The sequence below is a fragment of the Mesorhizobium sp. 2RAF45 genome (assembly GCF_052115225.1).
GTDB lineage: Bacteria > Pseudomonadota > Alphaproteobacteria > Rhizobiales > Rhizobiaceae > Mesorhizobium > Mesorhizobium jarvisii.
Genome location: NZ_JBFRGG010000004.1, coordinates 386662 through 405012 on the forward strand (window position 1 = coordinate 386662; position 18351 = coordinate 405012).

Below are 18351 nucleotides of genomic sequence, written 5' to 3' on the forward strand. Positions count from 1 at the left end.
GAAAAGTGTGCAGCGGTTTTCCCACAGGAATTGCGAAAAAGAAGGAGTTAGAGCGGGTCGGCGGTTTTACCAAGCGCTGAACCGCTCAAGGTTAGCCCGCCTCCTAACAGAGACAGACAAAATGCTCAACGCCGCTGCTGTGCAAACCAGAGGCTGGCGGCAAACAAGGCGATGAACCCAAGCGGAAAATAGAGCCTGATGCCCAGCACCATGAACTGGTAGGACGCCACCGCCATCGTGAAGGCGAGCTGAAACCCCCAGGTGAGGGTGAAGACCGGTGCATGCCATTCGGCATAGTACGACCGGTATTGCAAGGCATAGAACCCGGCGGTCAGCCCGATCGTCGCGGCGGCAAGGCACACCATTGCCGCCGCGAAGGCGACCTCCCGGCCCCTTCCGAGCGAGACCAGCCGTGCCGCGAACAGGCCGACCGGAAAGGCCAGCGCGCCGCCGCCCGCAAACAGCAGCGACACGGTGTGGATTTTCTCCGGAGTCACCCAATTATCCAGCAACAGGTTGATGAGCGCGCTCGTGCCCATGGTTGCGGCCCACAAGAACGACCCGAAAAGCGTCGCGCGCCACCCTGGCAAGGCGCGGCGGACGTAGTTCACGTTGAGTGTGGCGGCGTACGGTGTCACAGGCGGCCGGTCACGGCGATCCAGCGGAAGTCCGGACCCTCGAAGCCATATTGGCGCACAGCGATCAGCACCGCATAGGCGCTGAGGCTATCCATGGAGAATGTCTGGACCGCACCGATGCGGTAGCCGTTCGGGCAGCCGCGGCTTTTGGGGATAGACTTGTCCTCATGCAGCAATTTGGTGGTGCCGCCATCCTGCGCTTCGATGCGCAGCAGCCGGAAGCCATTGATCTCGCCCTGACTGTCGCAGCCTTCGGTGTTGTTCATGCCGATCTCGTCCAGCCGAAACTCGAGCGGTTGGTCGACCGGAGAGAAGATAGGGCGCGGATTGACCGCCATGCGGTGCGGATCGGCCGAAAGCTCGGTCACCGGGTTGAAGCCGGCGGTGATGCCGCGGTTGGCGCTCAACTCGGCCTGGCTGACAATGGCCTCGCCCTTTTGCCGGGCCTGGAGGCGCGCCGCGTCGAGCTTGGCGTTCTCGTCGTCGAGCCGGACCCTGATCGGCGTGCCCTTGAGAAAGCTGTCGGTGCTCGTGTCGATGTAATAGCGGTTGGCATAGGGGAAGCCCGACCCGTCCTGGACGCCGTATTCCTCGAAGGCGAACACGCCGCCATCCTTGCTGAAGCCAAGGATTTCAAGCTCGGCGACATCGCCGGCCTGGACGGCGATCGACGCTGAAAGCTGTACTGCCAGGGAGATGGCAAACAGGAAAAGCATCCGCATCTTTTTCACTCCCGCAGCCGTGATCGTTGCAATCCCTAGCACGTCGAAATCAAAACGTCGTGCAGGCCGAAGCCGATGCATCCAATCGGCTCGTCATTTGTTATTGTCGGCAGTCCCAATGGAGAACCACCATGACCGACACCAGCAAAATTCGTGAGCATATGGAAGTCGTGGGCGCCGATGGCGTGCATCTCGGCACTGTCGACAAGGTCGACGGCCAGCGCATCAAGCTGACCAAGGCCGACAGCGGCGAGGGCGCTCACAAAGGTCATCACCACTACATTCCTCTGGCCCTGGTTGCAGAAGTCGATGGCAAGAAGGTGTGGCTGTCAGCGAATTCCGACGTGGCGGTGACGTTCGAGGAAGAAAAATCCGATCCGGTCTGATCGATCGATTCAGCCCAAACGCGACGACCAGACGGGAAACAGGTCGTTGTCCGCCGGCGTCGCGGCAAACACGCCGCGGCTGATGGCGCGCGCCATGGTGGCGCCGGCTGCGGCATAAAGGTCGATTGCCGCATCGGCCTCGAGCCGGATGCCGCTTGTTCCCGTCGCCAGTGCGAACACAAGATCGCCGTCGGCCGGCGTGTGCGTCGGCCAGATGGCGCGCACGAAGCCGTCATGCGCCGACATTGCCAGGCGTTTCGCAGCGGCCTTGGTGAGAACCGCATCCGTCGCGATGACGGCGATCGTGGTGTTGCCGCCGGATTCCATCTGCCTGTCTGCCTGCCTGTCGCGGTATTTCAGCACGATCGCCTTCGCATCGTCCGGCATGGGCGCGGGATAGCCGAGCCCGCCGTATTCGTCGCTGATTTCGAAGGGCGCCGCCCAGAAATGACGGGTGCGCCCGACGGTCACCGATCCGGTCGGATTGACGGCGGCCAGCGCACCGATGGTGACGCCAGTGTCCAGCAGCGTCGAAGCGGAGCCCAGGCCGCCCTTCAGCCCGGCGGTCAGCGCACCGGTGCCGGCGCCGACCGAGCCCAACTGGAAATCGGTGGCGGCGGATTGCGCTGCCTCATAACCGAGGTCGCGATATGGGGGATAACGACCCCACTCCTTGTTCCCACCGTTGCGCAGGTCGAACAGGATCGCCGCCGGCACGATCGGCACGCGAAATCCGCCCACCTCGAAGCCGATGCCGCGCTCGCGCAATGCCGCCTGCACGCCAGACGCGGCATCAAGGCCGAAAGCCGAACCGCCGGACAGCACCACGGCGTGGATCGCCTCGATCGAATTGTGCGGTTCGAGCAGGTCCGTCTCGCGCGTGCCTGGCGCGCCGCCCAGGATCTGGACACCGGCCACCGCTGGTTCGTCGCAAAGAATAGTCGTCACGCCGGATTTCAGCCGGGCGTCGGAAGAATTGCCGACGCGCAGGCCAGCAACGTCGGTGATCAGATTGCGCGGACCGGTGCGGAACATCAATTGCTTTCCAAAGGCACGAAGCGCGTGCCGTCGAAGCGGAAGACGCGGTAGGGGCTATGGCTGAGGTCGCCCTTGGCATCGAAGCGGACCGGCCCGATCGCCGTGGTGAAATCATGCCCGCTCAGCGCCTCGGTCAGCGGCTTGCCTGGGGACAAGGCCGATGCCGCCTTGGCTATCTCCACCGCCGCATAGGCCGGCAGCGTGTAGCCGTCCGGCACGATCTTTCGCGCGGAGAAACTTTCCAGCACCTTTGCGTCGGCGACATCGGCCCATTCGGGCGGCGCGATCATCAGCGTACCCGTCGCATAGGGCACGTCTCCGGGCGGCGTGCGCAGATTTTCGCCGCCGGCAAAGACGATGCCGGCCTGCAGCTGCGCGGCGTCGCGGCCCATAATGGCGATGTCGTCACCGTCGCCGCCGGCAAAGACGTGCGTAGCGCCGGCCTTCTTCAGCCGCCCGATCATCCCTATCTGGTTGTCGAGCTGCGGCCGGAACGTGTCGACGAACACCGGCTTCAGCGCCGCTTGCTCGGCCGCCGCGCGAAATGTTTCCGCCATCTCGCGCCCATAGATGGTGCCGTCATCGATGATGGCGAACAGCTCCTTCTGCCACAGGCGGGTGAGGGTGGAGGCGACGGCGTTGCGCTCATCGTCGCCGCGCGGCCCCAGGCGATAGACCGTCCAGCCGGTCTTGGCGCGGCGGTCGGTGAGGCTTTCGGTGCGCACGCCGACGGTGATGACCGGGATATTGGCGTCCTTGAGGATCGGCATCGCCGCCTCGATGGCTTCGGTGCAAAGGAAGCCGACCACGACACTGACCTTGGCCGCGGCAAAAGCCCTGGCCGCGGCAGCGCCGCCATCGGCGGTGCAGGCATCATCCTCGGTCTTGAGTTCGACGCCGTTTGCTTGCGCCGCGAGCCCAGCACCGGCCTCGATCTGCTTGCCGAGGATGGCCGACGGTCCCGACAACGGAGCAGCAACGCCGAGCGTCAGCGTCTGAGCGCTGGCGGCGCCGGCCAGGAATAGCCAGGCCAGCGCGGCCGATATCGTTGCCCCGGGTCGCATTCTGAGAAGAGTTCCTCCCAAGCCCGCGATAACAGCGCGAGCGCCAATTCCGCCAAGACCTAAAGGCTGCCCGGCCTTGGTGCAACACGCGAATTCGGGGATATGGGCCAAGCACTTCGCTTGTGGCATGTCATGTCTGGCCATATATAGCGGTAGGGTTCTGGCTATGGACAATTTCCGGTGCTGAAGAAGAATGACATTGGGCCACAGGCCTATCGCGACGCGATGAGCCATTTTGCCGGCCACGTCCATGTGGTCACGACCGACGGGCCGGCCGGCAAGCGCGGCACGACGGTGATCGCTGCCTGCTCGGTGTCGGACACGCCGCCGACCATCTTGGTGTGTCTCAACCGCGAAAATGCCAAGAATGAGCTGTTCGTGAAAAACGGGCGGTTTGCCCTGAACACGCTGGCCTCGCACCAGGAGCCGCTGTCGGTTGGCTTTTCCGGCATGACCGGCCTGCCGGTCGAGGAGCGTTTCGCGCTCGGCGAATGGGACGTGATCTCCACTGGCGCGCCGACGCTGAAGGGGGCGCTGGCCGTATTCGACTGCGAACTGTTCGACACCAAGGATCTGGCCACGCATCGTGTGCTTTTTGGCAAGGTGACAGGCCTGCGCATGGGCGATAATTTGCGGCCGCTGATCTATCACGCCCGCGGCTACCATGTCCTGGACAGCGGAGCGGCGGCGTTCACGGAGAAAGAATGACCGAACTGAAACCGCGCCCCGTACCGCGGACGATCGACGAGACGCTCGATCTCCTGACCGGCGCGGATTATGTGGCGGACCGATCGCTGGCGACCGTGCTTTTCCTGTCGCTGCGTATGAACCGGCCATTGTTCCTCGAGGGCGAGGCCGGTGTCGGCAAGACCGAGATCGCCAAGGTGTTGGCGCAGGCGCTTGGCCGCCGGCTGATCCGCCTGCAGTGCTATGAAGGGCTCGACGTTTCGTCTGCTGTCTACGAGTGGAATTATGCCGCGCAGATGATCGAGATCCGCATGGAGGAGGCTGCCGGCAAGGTCGACCGCACCGCGATGGAGCGCAACGTCTTCTCGGAAAAATACCTGATCCGCCGTCCGGTGCTCGATGCGCTGACCGGCAAGACAGGGGCGGCTCCGGTCTTCCTGATCGACGAACTCGACCGCACCGACGAAGCCTTCGAAGCCTTCCTGCTCGAAATCCTCTCCGACTACCAGGTGACGGTGCCCGAACTCGGCACCATCAAGGCGGAAGAGCCGCCGATCGTCATCATCACCACCAACCGCACCCGCGAGATCCATGACGCGTTGAAGCGGCGCTGCCTGTATCACTGGGTCGATTATCCCAATGCCGAGCGCGAATTGGAGATCGTGCGCCGCAAGGTGCCGCGAGCCAATCAGCGGCTTTCGGCGGAGGTGGTCTCCTTCATCCAGAAACTGCGCCAGATCGAATTGTTCAAGGTGCCGGGCGTTGCCGAGACCATAGATTGGGCCGGCGCGCTGACCGAACTCGACAAGGTGGCGCTTGATCCGGAGACCGTTTCCGACACGATCGGCGTGCTGTTGAAATACCAGGACGACATTGCCCGCATCGGCACGGGCGAGGGCCGGCGCATCCTCGACGAGGTCAAGGCCGAGCTCGCGGCGGCGGAGTAACGCGATGAAGGCGCCGGGTGCTTACCCCAAAGAGGCGACGGCGGACGGGCGCATCGCCGACAACATTGTCTATTTCGCCCGCACCTTGCGCAAGGCAGGCATGCGGGTCGGGCCGGCCTCGGTCAAGGATGCCATCGAGGCGGTGCTGGCCGCAGGCATCGGCTCGCGTGACGATTTCTACTGGACGCTGCATGCGGTGCTGGTGTCCAGGCACGAGGATCACCCGGTCTTCGACGAGGCTTTCCGGCTGTTCTGGAAATCGCGCGAACTGATCGAGAAACTGCTGGCGATGTTTCCGCCGGTGGCGCCCGACATCAAAGAGAAGCAGAAGCCACGCGCGGCCGAAAACCGCGTCAGCCAAGCCATGTTCGAAGGCCATCAGAACAACCAGCCACCTCAGGAAGTCCCTGAGATCGAGGTTGATGCCCGCTTCACCTTTTCCGGCAACGAGGTGTTGCGCGGCAAGGATTTTGCCCAGATGAATGCAGCCGAAATGGCGGACGCGAAGAAGGCGATCGCCGAGCTGCGGCTGCCTTTCGACATGGTGCGGACCAGGCGCTTCAAAGCCGATGCGCATGGCCGCCGCATCGATCCGCGTGCCATGATGCGCTCGGCCGCGCGCACCGGCGGTGAATTGATCCTGCCGAAATTCCGCTCGACCCGCGAAGTCCACCCGCCGCTGGTGGTGCTGGCCGACATTTCCGGTTCGATGAGCCAGTACACGCGCATCTTCCTGCATTTCCTGCACGCGCTGACGGAAAAACGCCGCCGCGTCCACACCTTCGTCTTCGGCACGCGGTTGACCAATCTGACCCGGCAGATGCGCCACCGCGATCCCGATGCCGCCCTTGCCGATTGTTCGGTGGCGGTGAAGGACTGGTCCGGCGGCACGCGTATCGGCGACACACTGGCCGAGTTCAACCTGATATGGTCGCGGCGCGTGCTGGGACAGGGTGCGGTCGTGCTTCTGATCACCGACGGGCTGGAGCGCGACGATGTCGCCGGCCTTTCCGAAGAGATGGAGCGGCTGCACAAATCCTGCCGGCGGCTGATCTGGTTGAACCCGTTGCTGCGCTTCGACGGTTTTCAGGCACGCGCCCGCGGCGTCAAGGCGATGCTGCCGCATGTCGATGAATTCCGCTCGGTACACAATCTCGATGCACTCACCGATCTCTGCGCGTCGCTGGACAAGAAGTCGGCACAGTCCGTTGATCCGCGGCGATGGATGGAAGCTGGCGCGAGGCACGCCGCATAGCCATATGTTTTCCCGGCTCCCTGGAAAAACAGACCCTGAGAGAAGCAACGATGAACGACAGTCTTTATCTCGATGAGGCCCGCGATCCGCTGATCATCGCGGAAGGTTGGATGAAGGATGGCAAGGATGTCGCCATTGCCACCGTGGTCGAGACCTGGGGTTCGGCGCCGAGGCCTGTCGGCAGCCATCTGGTCATTGACGCCGAAGGCAATTTCCACGGCTCGGTCTCGGGCGGTTGCGTCGAGGGCGCCGTGGTGAGCGAGGCGATTGACGTCATCGACTCCGGCAAAGCCAAGATGCTGGAATTCGGCGTCGCCGATGAAACCGCCTGGCAGGTCGGCCTGTCCTGCGGCGGCCGCATCAAGGTGTATGTCGAGCGGTTGGGCTGATCTCAGATGGATCCATACGCCCTGAAGACTTTGAATGCCGAGCGCCGCGCCCGGCGCGCGGCGATCCTCGTCACCGATCTCGGTGATGGCCGCGACCGCATCGTGCGTGAGGGCGACCAGGTCGCCGGCGATCTTGGAGCCGCGATCGCCAGAGCTTTTCGGTCGGGCAATTCCGGTTCGGTCGAGGCCGAAGGGCGGACCTTCTTTCTCAACGCGCATCTGCCGCAGCCCCGCCTCGTGGTGATCGGCGCCGTCCATATCAGCCAGGCGCTGGCGCCGATGGCGAAGATCGCCGGCTATCCCGTCGAGATCATCGATCCGCGCACGGCTTTTGCCACGCCGGACCGGTTTCCCGATGTCGCTCTGCATGCCGAGTGGCCGGAAGATGTGTTGAAGCGCCATCCGCTCGACAGCTACACCGCACTTGCCGCCGTGACCCATGACCCGAAGATCGACGATTTCGCGTTGAAGGCGGCACTCGACGCCAATTGCTTCTACGTCGGCGCGCTTGGCAGCCGCAAGACGCACGCCAAGCGGGTCGAGCGCCTGCTGGCGCTGGGCGCAACTGCCGACCAGATCGCCCGTATCCATGCGCCGATCGGGCTCGATATCGGTGCCGCCAGCCCTGCCGAGATCGCCGTCGCCGTTCTCGCGCAGACCATCCACGCCTTCCGCTCGCGCGGCCTCGATGCCAAAGGCGCAGTGGCGTGAAATTCGGTCCGATTGCGATTGAAGAGGCCGAAGGCGCGGTGCTGGCGCATGCCACCACCGCCGGCGAAAAGCGCTTTCGCAAGGCGCACAGGCTGAGCGCCGAAGATGTTTCCATACTCAAGCGGGCTGGCGTCTCGCAGGTCGTTGGGGCGGTGCTGGCCTCGGATGATCTAGGCGAGGACGCCGCGGCGCAGAGAATTGCCGAGAGCATGAGGTTCAGCGGCATCGAGGTGAGGCCGGCGGCCACCGGCCGGGTCAATCTCCACGCCAAGGCATCAGGCATCTTCACGGTCGATGCTGGGATGATCGACGCCATCAACGCGGTCGATCCCGCCATCACCATTGCCACGCTCGCGCAGCATGCTCCGGTCGAAAAAGGTCAGATGGTGGCGACGGTGAAGATCATCCCCTTTGCGGTCGCCTCCGCCTTGGTCGACACCGTGATGAAAATCTGCGCCGGCGGCGCGATATTTGCCGTCAACGCCTATCAGCCGGTGCGCGTCGGCGTCATCCAGACGGTTCTGCCGGGCATCAAGCCCAGTGTGCTCGACAAGACGCTGCGCGTCACCGAAGCGCGGCTGGCGCGTTCGGGCGGCAGGTTGACGGCGGAGCGCCGCACGCCGCACGAGATCGCGCCCGTGGCGGAGGCTGCTGCCTCGCTGGCGCGCGACAATGACCTGGTGGTGATCTTCGGCGCCTCGGCGATGAGCGACTTCGCCGATGTGGTGCCGGCAGCGATCGAGAGGGCGGGCGGAACAGTTGTCCGCGCGGGCATGCCGGTCGATCCCGGCAATCTGCTGGTGCTCGGTACACTCGGCGGCAAGCGCGTCATCGGCGCGCCCGGTTGCGCCCGCAGTCCCAAGGAAAACGGCTTCGACTGGGTGCTCGACCGGCTGGTTGCCGGCCTCGACGTCACCGCGAAGGATATTGCCGGCATGGGGGTCGGCGGGCTGCTGATGGAGATCCCGACGCGGCCGCAGCCGCGCGAACCGCTGCCGGCCAAGAGCCGGCTCAAGGTCGCCATCGTGCTCCTGGCGGCTGGCCGGTCGAGCCGCATGGGCGGCCCGAACAAGCTCATGGCGCTGTTCGACGGCAAGCCGCTGGTGCGTCGCACTGCAGAGCGCGCTCTCGCCTCGAAGGCGTCGGGCACGATCGTCGTCACCGGCCATCAGCGCGAGCGCGTACGCGCGGCTTTGCCTGGCCTCGACGTCACTTTCGCCGACAATCCCGACTTCGCCGATGGCCTGTCGACCTCACTGAAGGCTGGCATTGCCTATCTCCCCGAAGACACCGCCGGCGCGATGATCGTCCTCGGAGACATGCCTGGCATCGAATCTGACGATCTTGACCGGCTGATCGATGCCTTCCGCGAGGCCGGAGGCAATTCCGTGGTCCGCGCCTCGCATCAGGGCAAGCGCGGCAACCCCGTGCTCCTGCCGCGCGCGCTGTTCCCGGCCATCGCTCATCTCGAAGGTGATACCGGCGCACGCCATCTGGTTGAGGCCGAGGGGCTCGATGTCGTCGATGTCGAGATTGGCGAGGGCGCCTCTGTCGACGTCGACACCCGCGAGGCGCTCGAAGGCGCCGGCGGCGTGCTGCAGGATTGACAAACCCAGGCTGAATTACGCAAGCCTGCGGTATGGCTTTTCGTTTTCTTTCTTCCCTCCACGGGTTCCTGGCTGCGGTTTTTGTTCTTTGCCTTGCCGGCCAGGCCGATGCGCTCGAACTAAAACCCTTCAAGGACGATCTCTTCGCCTATCCGGCGACATTGTCGACCGGCGACGGCGGCGCTTACACCGTCATCGACTACCGCGAGATGCGCGATATCAACCAGCGCGACGAAGTGCCGGAAAAGCGCGTGCATCCGCAGTACACCGACACCGGCGTGCGCAAGGTGCAGCAGGATTTGATGCTGAAGACGGACGCCGGCGATGTCAGGCACGTCGCCGTCGGCAAGACGCAAGACGCCGGCCTCATCGTGCTCTATCTGCACGGCCAGGGCGGCAGCCGCAAGCAGGGCGTCGACGACTTCACGTTCGGCGGCAATTTCAACCGACTGAAGAACCTGATGGCCGGCAATGGCGGGCTTTATCTCTCGCCGGATTTCCCTGATTTCGGCGACAAGGGGGCCGCACAGGTCGCGGCCTTGATCGATCATTATGCCGAACAGTCGCCGGGCGCGAAAATCTTCGTCGCCTGCGGCTCGATGGGTGGCGCGCTGTGCTGGAAGCTTGCCGCGCGCAACGATACCGGCCGGCGCATCAACGGGCTGCTGCTGCTCGGGTCGCTATGGGACGAGAGTTTTCTCGCAAGTCCCGCCTTCAGGCGCCATGTCCCGGTCTTCTTCGGCCAGGGCAGCCATGACGTGGTGTTTCCCGTGGCGAACCAGGAAGCCTTCTTCCGCTCCATCATCGCCAGGTCGAAGGCCTATCCCTATCCGACCCGGTTCGTGCGTTTCGAGACCGGCACGCACGGCACGCCGATCCGCATGGTCGACTGGCGCGGCACGCTGAACTGGATGCTGTCGAAGGCGCCTTGACCGGCGCTGTCTGGCAGCCCCGGCGCTCAGGGCGCGGTGTTGTAGTCGACGACCGTCTGTGGGTTCTCCTCGCCGTCATAGGATGCATCGACGTCATACTGGACCAGCGAGAAATCGCCGTTGCGGAACAGATAGGTTCCCGAATCGGAGGCATCGCCGACGCCACGCCACTTGTCGAAGGTGGTGATTGTGTGGGTGTCCGCGTCATAGTTGGAATTGACCGCCCAACCGGTCGTCTCGAAGCCGACGATGCTCATGCCCAGCAATTTGCCGTCGCTGTTATTGTTCTCGTAGCGGATGTCCATCTTGGGTTCGGCGAACTGCAATTGCCGCACTTCAGACAATTCGTCGGTCATGTAGTAGACCGAACTTTCATTGTAGGCCGCCGCCGAACAGGAGAAATGGAACAGCCGCGTTTCCTTGTCGGGATCGCCGGGCTGCGCATCCTTGTCCTTGTACTTGATCGAAAATACCTCCGGCTCATTGCCCAGGAACTGCTTGTCGCACTGGTCGCTATAGGTCGCCAGGAAGGCTTTCTTGGCCTTCTCGAGTGCCGTATCCTTCTTCGGCGGCGGCGGGCCGTCGCCGCAGCTTGGAGGCAGCGCCGCCTCGAAATCCGCCGTTGAGGGTTTCAGCGCGCCTTTTTCGATGTGGATCGGATCGAAGGGCGGCGCGGCCTGGATCTGCGCATTGACCTGGCGCAGCGTGTAGCAGCCGGCAAAGACCTTTTCGCCGCCGCTCTTGTCGGTGGCACGGATGGCGACCGGGACGTTGTAGAAGATGCTGCCGGCGGCCCCGTCGTCGGAAATAGCTCCGGTCGTGACTTCCACCTTGTCGGTCCCGTCATAACCCTTGACGAAACTGTCAAAATCCTTAGCCGGCTTTGCGTCTCCGTAGTAACCCCAGGCGCGGGCGAATTCGTGCCGGTTGATTGCGCTGTAGAGCGAGCGAATGACCGCCTCGGCGCTCGATCGGTCGTCGACATAGGGTGCTTCGGGCGCGTCGTCGGCGGCCAGCGACGCTTGGCCTGATATGGCAAGGGAGAGAAAGGCAGCCGCTGCAAGAAGGACGCGTCTCATCGGGAATCTCCGGTCGATAACGGAAATTCTACCATGGCGATTGCGGCGGCGTGGTGACGTGGAGCCCACGGCGCTTGAAGAATCGCGCGCGCAGGCGCTACGTCGCTGCGCCGGCGTTCCGACCGGACAGGAGATCTGACGTGACGATATCGATGTATGAGGCATCCGTGCCCGTGTTTTCAGCCAGGCTGAAAGCACTTTCCAATGTGCTGGCGGCTGCCGAACAGAATGCGCTTGACCGCAAGATCGACCCGCAGGTGTTTTTGACGGCGCGGCTCGCACCCGACATGTTCGCCTTGACCCGGCAGGTGCAGATCGCCACCGACCACGCCAAGGGCGCGCCGTCGCGGCTGGCTGGCCGCGAGGTACCAAAATACGAGGACAATGAAGCAAGCTTTGCCGATCTCGAGGCGCGGATCGCCAAGACGCTCGCGCTTCTGGCGACGTTCTCCGCCGCCGATATCGACGGCTCCGACGACAAGGTGATCGAACTGAAACTCGGCGGACGCGAAACGACGTTGGGTGGCATGCAGTATCTGCTGCACGTGGCCATGCCCAATTTCTACTTCCACCTCACCACCGCTTACGACATCCTTCGCCACAATGGCGTGCCGCTGGGCAAGGCGACATTCCTGGGATCGCGTTAAGGGGCAGGCATTCCGAGATGTCCCGGATCCGTCCGGGACATCTCGCGAGACGCATCTAGCGAATGGACATTTCGCGGGCGACGCGCGGAAAATCAGCGGGCTTGATGCCGATATCGGCGCGATCGGCATTGCTCATCGCATGAAGCAGCGCGAGCGCCGCGCGGTATCGCAGATGTTCCTGCGGGCGCGGCCGGGCGAACATTTCCGTGAAGAAACCCATGAATCAGGCTCCTGGTTGGTCCTCCACGCCAGCCAATATAGGTGAATCGTGACAATTGTGCAGTGCAGCATTTGCATGCCTGCTATGTCCGGATAAGTTTCCTAATTTTTTTGCGGCCACTGAAACTTCCGCGTCGCACCAACCGTAGGCTTCGACGCTGGCTCATGGCCAGTTTTTCCTCGCCACTCCTGGCGAATTTCCGGACTGCATGAAAATGCAGTCCGGCTTTTTGTTTTGAGGGACCGGTCGCGATCCTCGAATGGCTAAATTCATTAAGATCGGTGGTATGTATTTTTAACGAGCCGGTTCTATGGTCTGGAAACTTTGACAGTCAGGCAAGGGGGAGGCTGACATCGCTACCAGCGCCAAGCGTGATTTCGCTTCGCTGCTCGACGACCTCTTCGTTGCCTCCGACAAGGGCGACGGTATCGAGGGCGACGAGGCTGGCGCGCGTCCGTCAATTCCGTTCGATTATCTGTCGGTCGCCGATGAACTCCATTCCGGCCGCATCAAGGTATCCGCCGCCGAGTATCGCGAGGCCGGTGCCGACCTGGCGAGCGAATTCGCCGCCTTGCTCGAACACGCTAAGCTGGCGCTGGCTGCCGAGGACCCGAAGCCCGAGGAAAAACTCCCGCCGATCGATCCGGAGTCGATCGCGGCCGAACTGGGCCTGAACCAGCCCAAGAGCGCCGTCGATTTCGGCCGCATGCGCCGCAGCTTTGCTTTCACCAACCATCCCGATCGCGTCGCCCCGCATCTGCGCCAGCGCGCCATGATCCGCATGCAGGTGGCCAACATGCTGATCGACGAGGCCAAGCGCCGCGCCGTTGCTGGTGTCCGCCGCTAGCCAGGCCCGCTGGCTCACGCAAAAGTCGGCTTGGTGAGGCTTGGAGAGCGGCATGGCTTTCCCTATACATGCAGCCTCCTTCCCGCGCAGACTTTCCCTCCGGAGCAAAATTCCATGCACAAACGCCGTCTCGGTCGGACCGATCTCCTTGTTACCCAGATCTGCCTTGGTTCGATGACCTGGGGCCAGCAGAACACCGAGGCCGACGGCCACGCGCAGATGGATCTGGCTTTTTCGCGCGGCGTCAATTTCATCGACACCGCCGAGCTCTACCCGATCCCGCCCAAAGCGGAGACGCAGGGGCGGACGGAGAAGATCATCGGCAGCTGGATGAAGGCCAAGGGCAACCGCGACAAGGTTATCCTTGCCTCCAAGGTCGTCGGCCGCACCGCCAACAGCTGGTTTCGCGGCGACAGGCCGTCGCAACTGGTACGCGCCGATATTTTTGACGCCGTCGACAAATCCCTGACCAAGCTCGGCACGGACTATCTCGACCTCTATCAGATCCACTGGCCGGAGCGGGATATCCCCTGGGGTGCCAACCCGACGCGCGTCGGGGCGGTGGCGCCCCGTGCTGATGCAGTCGGCGCACCGGCCGACGAAACGCCGATCGCCGAGACGCTTGCCGTCTTCGACGAGCTGGTGAAGGCGGGAAAGATCCGCCATTTCGGCCTGTCGAACGAAAGTTCCTGGGGCGTCATGCGGTTTCTTGCCGAGGCCGACAAAGGCGTTGGTCCGCGCGTTGCGTCGATCCAGAACGCCTACAATCTCGTCAACCGCACCTTCGAGGTGAATCTTGCCGAGGTCTGCGAGCGCGAACAGGTGTCGTTGCTGCCTTATTCGCCGCTGGCGCAGGGCTACTTGACCGGCAAATACGACCATGGCGCCCGACCGCAGGGCTCGCGCTCGCAATTGTTCAATCGCGGCCAGCGTTACGAAACGCCGAATGCCGCTGAAGCACTGCTCGAATACAATGAACTGGCGCGCTCCTTTGGCCTAGAACCGGCGCTGTTCGCCAACGCCTATGTCTCGAGCCGGCCCTTCGTTACCTCCAACATTATCGGCGCGACGACCATTCCGCAGCTCGAAATGGCGTTGTCTTCGGTGGATGTCGTCTGGACCGAAGAGATGCAAAACGCGGTGGACGCGATCCATCAGCGGGTCGGCAATCCCTGCCCCTGACCGGCGGGGATAGATTATCATGGAATAACAAAGGGGTGGAGAGAATGGTGGGTTTTTCGATCGAGGCCGTGCGGGGACAATTTCCAGCGCTTTCCCTGACCGACAAGGGCCGCCGTCGCATCTATCTAGACAATCCCGCCGGCACACAGGTGCCGCAGGCCGTCGCCGATGCGGTGTCGCGCTGCCTGCTCACCACCAACGCCAATCTCGGCGGCTATTTCGAAACGACGATCGCGGCTCAATCCGTCGTCGACGAGGCGCATCAGGCGATGGCCGATTTCCTCGGTGCGGCGAGCCTCGAGGAAATCATCATCGGCGCCAATATGACGACGCTGACCTATCACATGTCGCGCACGCTCGGCCGCGCGCTGAAGCCCGGTGACGAGATCATCCTCACTCGCATGGACCATGAGGGCAATGTCTCGCCCTGGCTGCAACTGGCCGAGGATTTGGGCCTCGTCGTGCGCTGGCTGCCATTCGATGAAAAGAGCTGGCAGGTCGAGGAGGCGACGCTGACCGGGCTGTTGTCCGACAAGACACGCCTGGTCGCGTTGAATTATGCCTCGAACCTGACCGGCTCGATCAACCGGGTTAAGTCGCTGACTGCCATCGCAAAACGGGCTGGCGCCCTGGTCTATGTCGACGCCGTCCAGTTCGCGCCGCATGGCCTGATAGACGTGCAAGAGCTCGGCTGCGATTTCCTAATCTGTTCGGCCTACAAATTCTTCGGTCCGCATATGGGCATTTTGTGGGGGCGGCGCGAAATCATCGATGGCCTGAAACCCTACAAATGCCGTTGTTCGTCCAATGGCCTGCCGGAGCGGTTCGAACTTGGCACGCCGCAGATCGAGCTGATGGCCGGTCTTGCGGCGGCCGTCGACTATTTTGCCGGGCTGGGTGCGGCAGCGGGCGAGGGCGGCTCGCGCAGGCAGAAGATCGCCAGGGCGTTCGAGGTTTCCATCGCCTACGAGAATCCGCTGGCGCAAAGGCTGATCGACGGCCTGTCCGACATTCCGGGCCTGACTATCCATGGCATCACCGATCGCAAGCGGCTCGCCGATCGCGTGCCAACGGTGTCCTTCACCGTCGACGGCATCGTACCGGAGACGATCGTGCGGCAGATGAACGCCGAAAACATCTTCCTTTGGTCCGGCCACAACTACGCCTGGGAGATCGTCCACCAGCTCGGCATTCCAGCCGAGCAGGGCGTCGTGCGCATCGGCATCGCCCACTACAACACGGCGGCTGAGATTGATGAGACGCTGGAGAGCGTGCACCGGGTCATCGCCATGCTCAGGCAGCAGCGCTCCTGACGCCCGGAGAAACCGTCACCGCATCCTGCCGCCGAAGCCGGTGAGGAAGGCGGTGAGATTGTCGCCGAGTTCGTCGCAGAGATAGCCGCCTTCCTGGACGATGACGCTCGGCAGGCCGAGTTTGCCAATCGCCTCGCCAATGCGGGAGAAGCCGGGCGTCGTCACCGAGAGCCCGCCGAACGGATCGCCCTGGAAGGCGTCGAGGCCGAGCGCGACCACCAGCGCGTCCGGCGAAAAGGCGCGAATGCGCTGGAACGCAACGCCAAGCGCCTCCAGAAACGCCGCGTCGGCGGATTTGCGCGGCAAGGGCAGGTTGAAATTATAGCCGAGGCCGGGTCCTTCGCCGCGCTCGTCGGCATGACCCCAGAAGAACGGATAGAAGCGCACCGGATCGGCGTGCAGCGAAACGGTAAGCACGTCAGGGCGCGCATAGAAGATGCCTTGCGTGCCGTTGCCGTGGTGCAGATCGACATCGAGGATCGCCACGCGTGCCGCCTGCTTGCGCAGCACCTGCGCCGCAACGGCCGAATTGTTGATGAAGCAGAAGCCGCCGGCGACATCGGCAAAGGCATGGTGGCCGGGCGGACGACACAGCGCATAGGCGGCCGGCGCGCCAGCCATCACCGTTTCCGCTGCCTCGACCGCACTCCAGGCGCTCCACAGCGCGCTTTGCCAGGTTTCGCCTGAGATCGGGCAAGCGGTGTCGGCCATATGGTAGCCGGCCTGGCCGACCGCCGAGGCAGGGTAGGAACCATTGCGCGCGATCGGATGGATGTTGGGGATCACTTCCGCCGAGGCGCCTTCGATGCGCTGCCAGCGCTCGAAAATATGTTCGAGGAAGTCGAGATATTCGGGCGTATGCACCGCCGAGACCGGGCCGAGACCGTGATCGCGGGGCCGCTCGATCGTGCAGCCGGCGGATTTTGCGCCGACTAACAATCTCTCGACGCGCTCCGGTTTTTCCGGGTTGGGCTGCGCCGCACCACTGGAAAGAAACGCCTTCGGGTCGTGGCGCTTCTGCTCTTCGGCGTAAAAGGCCTTCATTCCTGCTCCCCATTGACCGGCGCGTCGGCGAAGGCAAAAAAGGCCTCGCCGATGATTTTCTGCGTCTGTTCGTAACTCGACCAGGCGATGCCCAGCCTTTCATAGAAGGCCTTGGCGCCTTCATTGTCGGTGTCGACCGACAGCCTGAGATAGACGCCGCCGTCCTTCCGGCATTCCGCGGCCACGCACCGCAAAAGCCGCTCGCCGATCTTGCGGCCACGGAACCTGTCCTCGACATAGAGGTCCTGCACATAGACGCCGGGCCGCCCCATCCAGGTCGAAAAGATCGGGAAATACAGGCAAAGACCGGCGAATTCGCCGCTCACCTCGGCGATCAGGGTGAAGAAGGCCGGCTTTTCGCCGAAGCCGTAGCGGCGGAGATCATCTGAAGTGGACGTGATCTCCTGATGCGCGCCGATATGGGTGCCGAGTTTAAGAAGCGCGGCGTGGATGGTGTCGACGTCATCGATGGTGCCGGGACGGAGCGTAATCGCACTCACGACAGGTATGGCGCCAAGGCACCCCCCTCTGTCCTGCCGGACATCTCCCCCGCAAGGGGGGAGATTGGACGGCCGCCAGGCTTTCGCCAATCACAAACGTTCGAGCAGGAGCGGCGAGACTGAAGCTGCCGATCTCCCCCCTTGCGGGGGAGATGGCCGACAGGCCAGAGGGGGGTGTGACGAAACGCAATCATTTCAGATTGTCATCATCTCAAAACGCCACCCGGTCGCCGCCCTTCAGCGCCAGCATCTCACGCGCCTCGGTCGGCGTGGCGACCTCCAGCGACAGGCCGTCGAGGATGCCCCGGATGCGGCGCACCTGGTCGGCGTTGGATTTCGCCAACTGGCGGCCATCGTAGAGACTGTCTTCAAGCCCGACACGGACATTGCCGCCCATCGCAGCCGCGATCGAGATCAGCGGGATCTGCTGGCGGCCGGCAGCCAGCACCGAGAATTGGTAGCTATCGCCGAACAATTTGTCGGCGATGCGCTTCATGTGGATGAGATTGTCCGGATCGGCGCCGATGCCGCCAAGAATGCCGAGCACGAACTGGATGAACAGCGGTCCCGACACCAGCCCTCGGTCCCGGAAATGCGCCAGCGAATAGAGATGGCCGACATCGTAGCATTCGAATTCGAAGCGCGTGCCGCAACCCTTGCCGAGCCGCTCAAGCACGCCTTCCATGTCGGCGAAGGTGTTCTTGAAAATGGTGTCGCGCGTCGCCTCCAGCAGCTTCGGCTCCCAGTCGTGCTGCCATTCCCGTGGCTTGTCGAGCATCGGGAACAGCGCGAAATTCATCGATCCCATATTGAGCGAGCACATTTCGGGCTCCGCTCGCAATGGGGCCGCCAATCGCTGGTCCAGGGTCATCAGGGAAGAGCCGCCGGTGGTGATGTTGATCACCGCATCGGTCGCCTGCTTGATGCGCGGCAGGAACTGCATGAAGACATCAGGATCGGCGGTCGGCCGGCCATCCCTGGGGTCGCGGGCGTGCAGATGCAGGATCGACGCGCCGGCTTCCGCTGCAGCAATGGCATCCGCCGCGATCTGGTCCGGCGTCACCGGCAGATAGGGCGACATGGACGGCGTGTGGACCGAGCCGGTGACGGCGCAGGTGATGATGACCTTTCGCGGCGCCATTC

At 63.4% G+C, this 18351-nt stretch carries 21 protein-coding genes; 12 read left to right on the top strand and 9 right to left on the bottom strand.

The window, feature by feature from the left end; genetic code table 11:
- Positions 1-125: 125 nt before the first annotated feature.
- The gene (locus AB4Z43_RS14885; RefSeq protein WP_441938105.1) at positions 126-638 is read right to left on the bottom strand and encodes a hypothetical protein; all 513 of its coding nucleotides are present in this window, start codon (positions 636-638) and stop codon (positions 126-128) included.
- Positions 635-1360, bottom strand: coding sequence for a DUF2259 domain-containing protein (locus AB4Z43_RS14890; RefSeq protein ID WP_038646442.1), 726 nt, complete (start codon positions 1358-1360; stop codon positions 635-637). Before AB4Z43_RS14890 ends, AB4Z43_RS14885 begins: the two co-directional genes overlap by 4 nt.
- A 131-nt stretch (positions 1361-1491) precedes the next feature.
- Here AB4Z43_RS14890 and AB4Z43_RS14895 point away from each other — a divergent pair, with 131 nt between their 5' ends.
- Positions 1492-1746 (top strand): DUF2171 domain-containing protein, encoded by a 255-nt coding sequence (locus AB4Z43_RS14895; RefSeq protein WP_010909112.1) that lies wholly within the window; start codon positions 1492-1494, stop codon positions 1744-1746.
- A gap of 9 nt (positions 1747-1755) precedes the next feature.
- On the opposite strand, the gene AB4Z43_RS14900 is transcribed toward AB4Z43_RS14895, so the two are convergent.
- Positions 1756-2781 (bottom strand): P1 family peptidase, encoded by a 1026-nt coding sequence (locus AB4Z43_RS14900; RefSeq protein WP_441938107.1) that lies wholly within the window; start codon positions 2779-2781, stop codon positions 1756-1758.
- Positions 2781-3848: a branched-chain amino acid ABC transporter substrate-binding protein gene (locus AB4Z43_RS14905; protein ID WP_019857799.1), complete on the bottom strand. Its 1068-nt coding sequence runs from the start codon at positions 3846-3848 to the stop codon at positions 2781-2783. The genes AB4Z43_RS14900 and AB4Z43_RS14905 overlap by 1 nt, the downstream gene beginning before the upstream one ends.
- 180 nt (positions 3849-4028) lie before the next feature.
- Here AB4Z43_RS14905 and AB4Z43_RS14910 point away from each other — a divergent pair, with 180 nt between their 5' ends.
- Genes AB4Z43_RS14910 through AB4Z43_RS14940 form a run of 7 tightly spaced genes read left to right on the top strand, consistent with a single transcriptional unit; the run spans position 4029 to position 10376 of the window.
- On the top strand, positions 4029-4556 hold the full coding sequence (locus AB4Z43_RS14910; RefSeq protein ID WP_019857800.1) for a flavin reductase: 528 nt from the start codon (positions 4029-4031) through the stop codon (positions 4554-4556).
- Complete coding sequence (locus AB4Z43_RS14915) at positions 4553-5482, top strand: AAA family ATPase (RefSeq protein ID WP_019857801.1); 930 nt, start codon at positions 4553-4555, stop codon at positions 5480-5482. The genes AB4Z43_RS14910 and AB4Z43_RS14915 overlap by 4 nt, the downstream gene beginning before the upstream one ends.
- A 4-nt stretch (positions 5483-5486) precedes the next feature.
- Positions 5487-6737, top strand: coding sequence for a vWA domain-containing protein (locus AB4Z43_RS14920; protein ID WP_441938111.1), 1251 nt, complete (start codon positions 5487-5489; stop codon positions 6735-6737).
- A 50-nt stretch (positions 6738-6787) separates the two neighbouring features.
- A complete protein-coding gene (locus AB4Z43_RS14925) occupies positions 6788-7126 on the top strand; it encodes an XdhC family protein (RefSeq protein ID WP_027046774.1) in 339 nt (112 codons plus the stop codon).
- A 6-nt stretch (positions 7127-7132) separates the two neighbouring features.
- The gene (locus AB4Z43_RS14930; protein WP_064982768.1) at positions 7133-7837 is read left to right on the top strand and encodes an XdhC family protein; all 705 of its coding nucleotides are present in this window, start codon (positions 7133-7135) and stop codon (positions 7835-7837) included.
- Positions 7834-9444, top strand: a complete 1611-nt coding sequence (locus AB4Z43_RS14935; RefSeq protein WP_441938113.1) for an NTP transferase domain-containing protein — start codon at positions 7834-7836, stop codon at positions 9442-9444. The genes AB4Z43_RS14930 and AB4Z43_RS14935 overlap by 4 nt, the downstream gene beginning before the upstream one ends.
- Before the next feature lie 32 nt (positions 9445-9476).
- Entirely contained in the window at positions 9477-10376 is a 900-nt protein-coding gene (locus AB4Z43_RS14940; RefSeq protein WP_202360102.1) for an alpha/beta hydrolase family protein, read from the top strand.
- 26 nt (positions 10377-10402) lie between these two features.
- Here the strand turns inward: AB4Z43_RS14940 and AB4Z43_RS14945 are convergent, their stop codons facing one another.
- Positions 10403-11455, bottom strand: a complete 1053-nt coding sequence (locus AB4Z43_RS14945; protein ID WP_019857807.1) for a DUF1176 domain-containing protein — start codon at positions 11453-11455, stop codon at positions 10403-10405.
- A gap of 140 nt (positions 11456-11595) precedes the next feature.
- Between AB4Z43_RS14945 and AB4Z43_RS14950 the strand changes: the two genes are divergently transcribed.
- Entirely contained in the window at positions 11596-12102 is a 507-nt protein-coding gene (locus tag AB4Z43_RS14950; protein ID WP_027046775.1) for a DUF1993 domain-containing protein, read from the top strand.
- Positions 12103-12157: 55 nt separating this feature from the next.
- Here AB4Z43_RS14950 and AB4Z43_RS14955 read toward each other — a convergent pair whose 3' ends face one another.
- Positions 12158-12322 (bottom strand): hypothetical protein, encoded by a 165-nt coding sequence (locus tag AB4Z43_RS14955; protein WP_019857809.1) that lies wholly within the window; start codon positions 12320-12322, stop codon positions 12158-12160.
- Between the two features lie 385 nt (positions 12323-12707).
- Between AB4Z43_RS14955 and AB4Z43_RS14960 the strand changes: the two genes are divergently transcribed.
- The 3 genes from AB4Z43_RS14960 (at position 12708) to AB4Z43_RS14970 (ending at position 15664) form a co-directional block, all read left to right on the top strand.
- Entirely contained in the window at positions 12708-13169 is a 462-nt protein-coding gene (locus AB4Z43_RS14960; protein ID WP_081296003.1) for a hypothetical protein, read from the top strand.
- A gap of 114 nt (positions 13170-13283) precedes the next feature.
- Entirely contained in the window at positions 13284-14351 is a 1068-nt protein-coding gene (locus AB4Z43_RS14965; RefSeq protein WP_038646456.1) for an aldo/keto reductase, read from the top strand.
- Positions 14352-14395: 44 nt separating this feature from the next.
- A complete protein-coding gene (locus AB4Z43_RS14970) occupies positions 14396-15664 on the top strand; it encodes a cysteine desulfurase-like protein (RefSeq protein WP_069092002.1) in 1269 nt (422 codons plus the stop codon).
- A 15-nt stretch (positions 15665-15679) separates the two neighbouring features.
- On the opposite strand, the gene AB4Z43_RS14975 is transcribed toward AB4Z43_RS14970, so the two are convergent.
- The 3 genes from AB4Z43_RS14975 to AB4Z43_RS14985 form a co-directional block, all read right to left on the bottom strand.
- Positions 15680-16708, bottom strand: coding sequence for a histone deacetylase family protein (locus tag AB4Z43_RS14975; protein ID WP_019857814.1), 1029 nt, complete (start codon positions 16706-16708; stop codon positions 15680-15682).
- Positions 16705-17208 carry a GNAT family N-acetyltransferase gene (locus AB4Z43_RS14980; RefSeq protein WP_019857815.1) on the bottom strand — a complete coding sequence of 168 codons (504 nt, stop codon included), beginning with the start codon at positions 17206-17208 and terminating at the stop codon, positions 16705-16707. The genes AB4Z43_RS14975 and AB4Z43_RS14980 overlap by 4 nt, the downstream gene beginning before the upstream one ends.
- A gap of 211 nt (positions 17209-17419) precedes the next feature.
- Entirely contained in the window at positions 17420-18349 is a 930-nt protein-coding gene (locus AB4Z43_RS14985) for a 3-keto-5-aminohexanoate cleavage protein (RefSeq protein WP_064982779.1), read from the bottom strand.
- Positions 18350-18351: the final 2 nt, after the last annotated feature.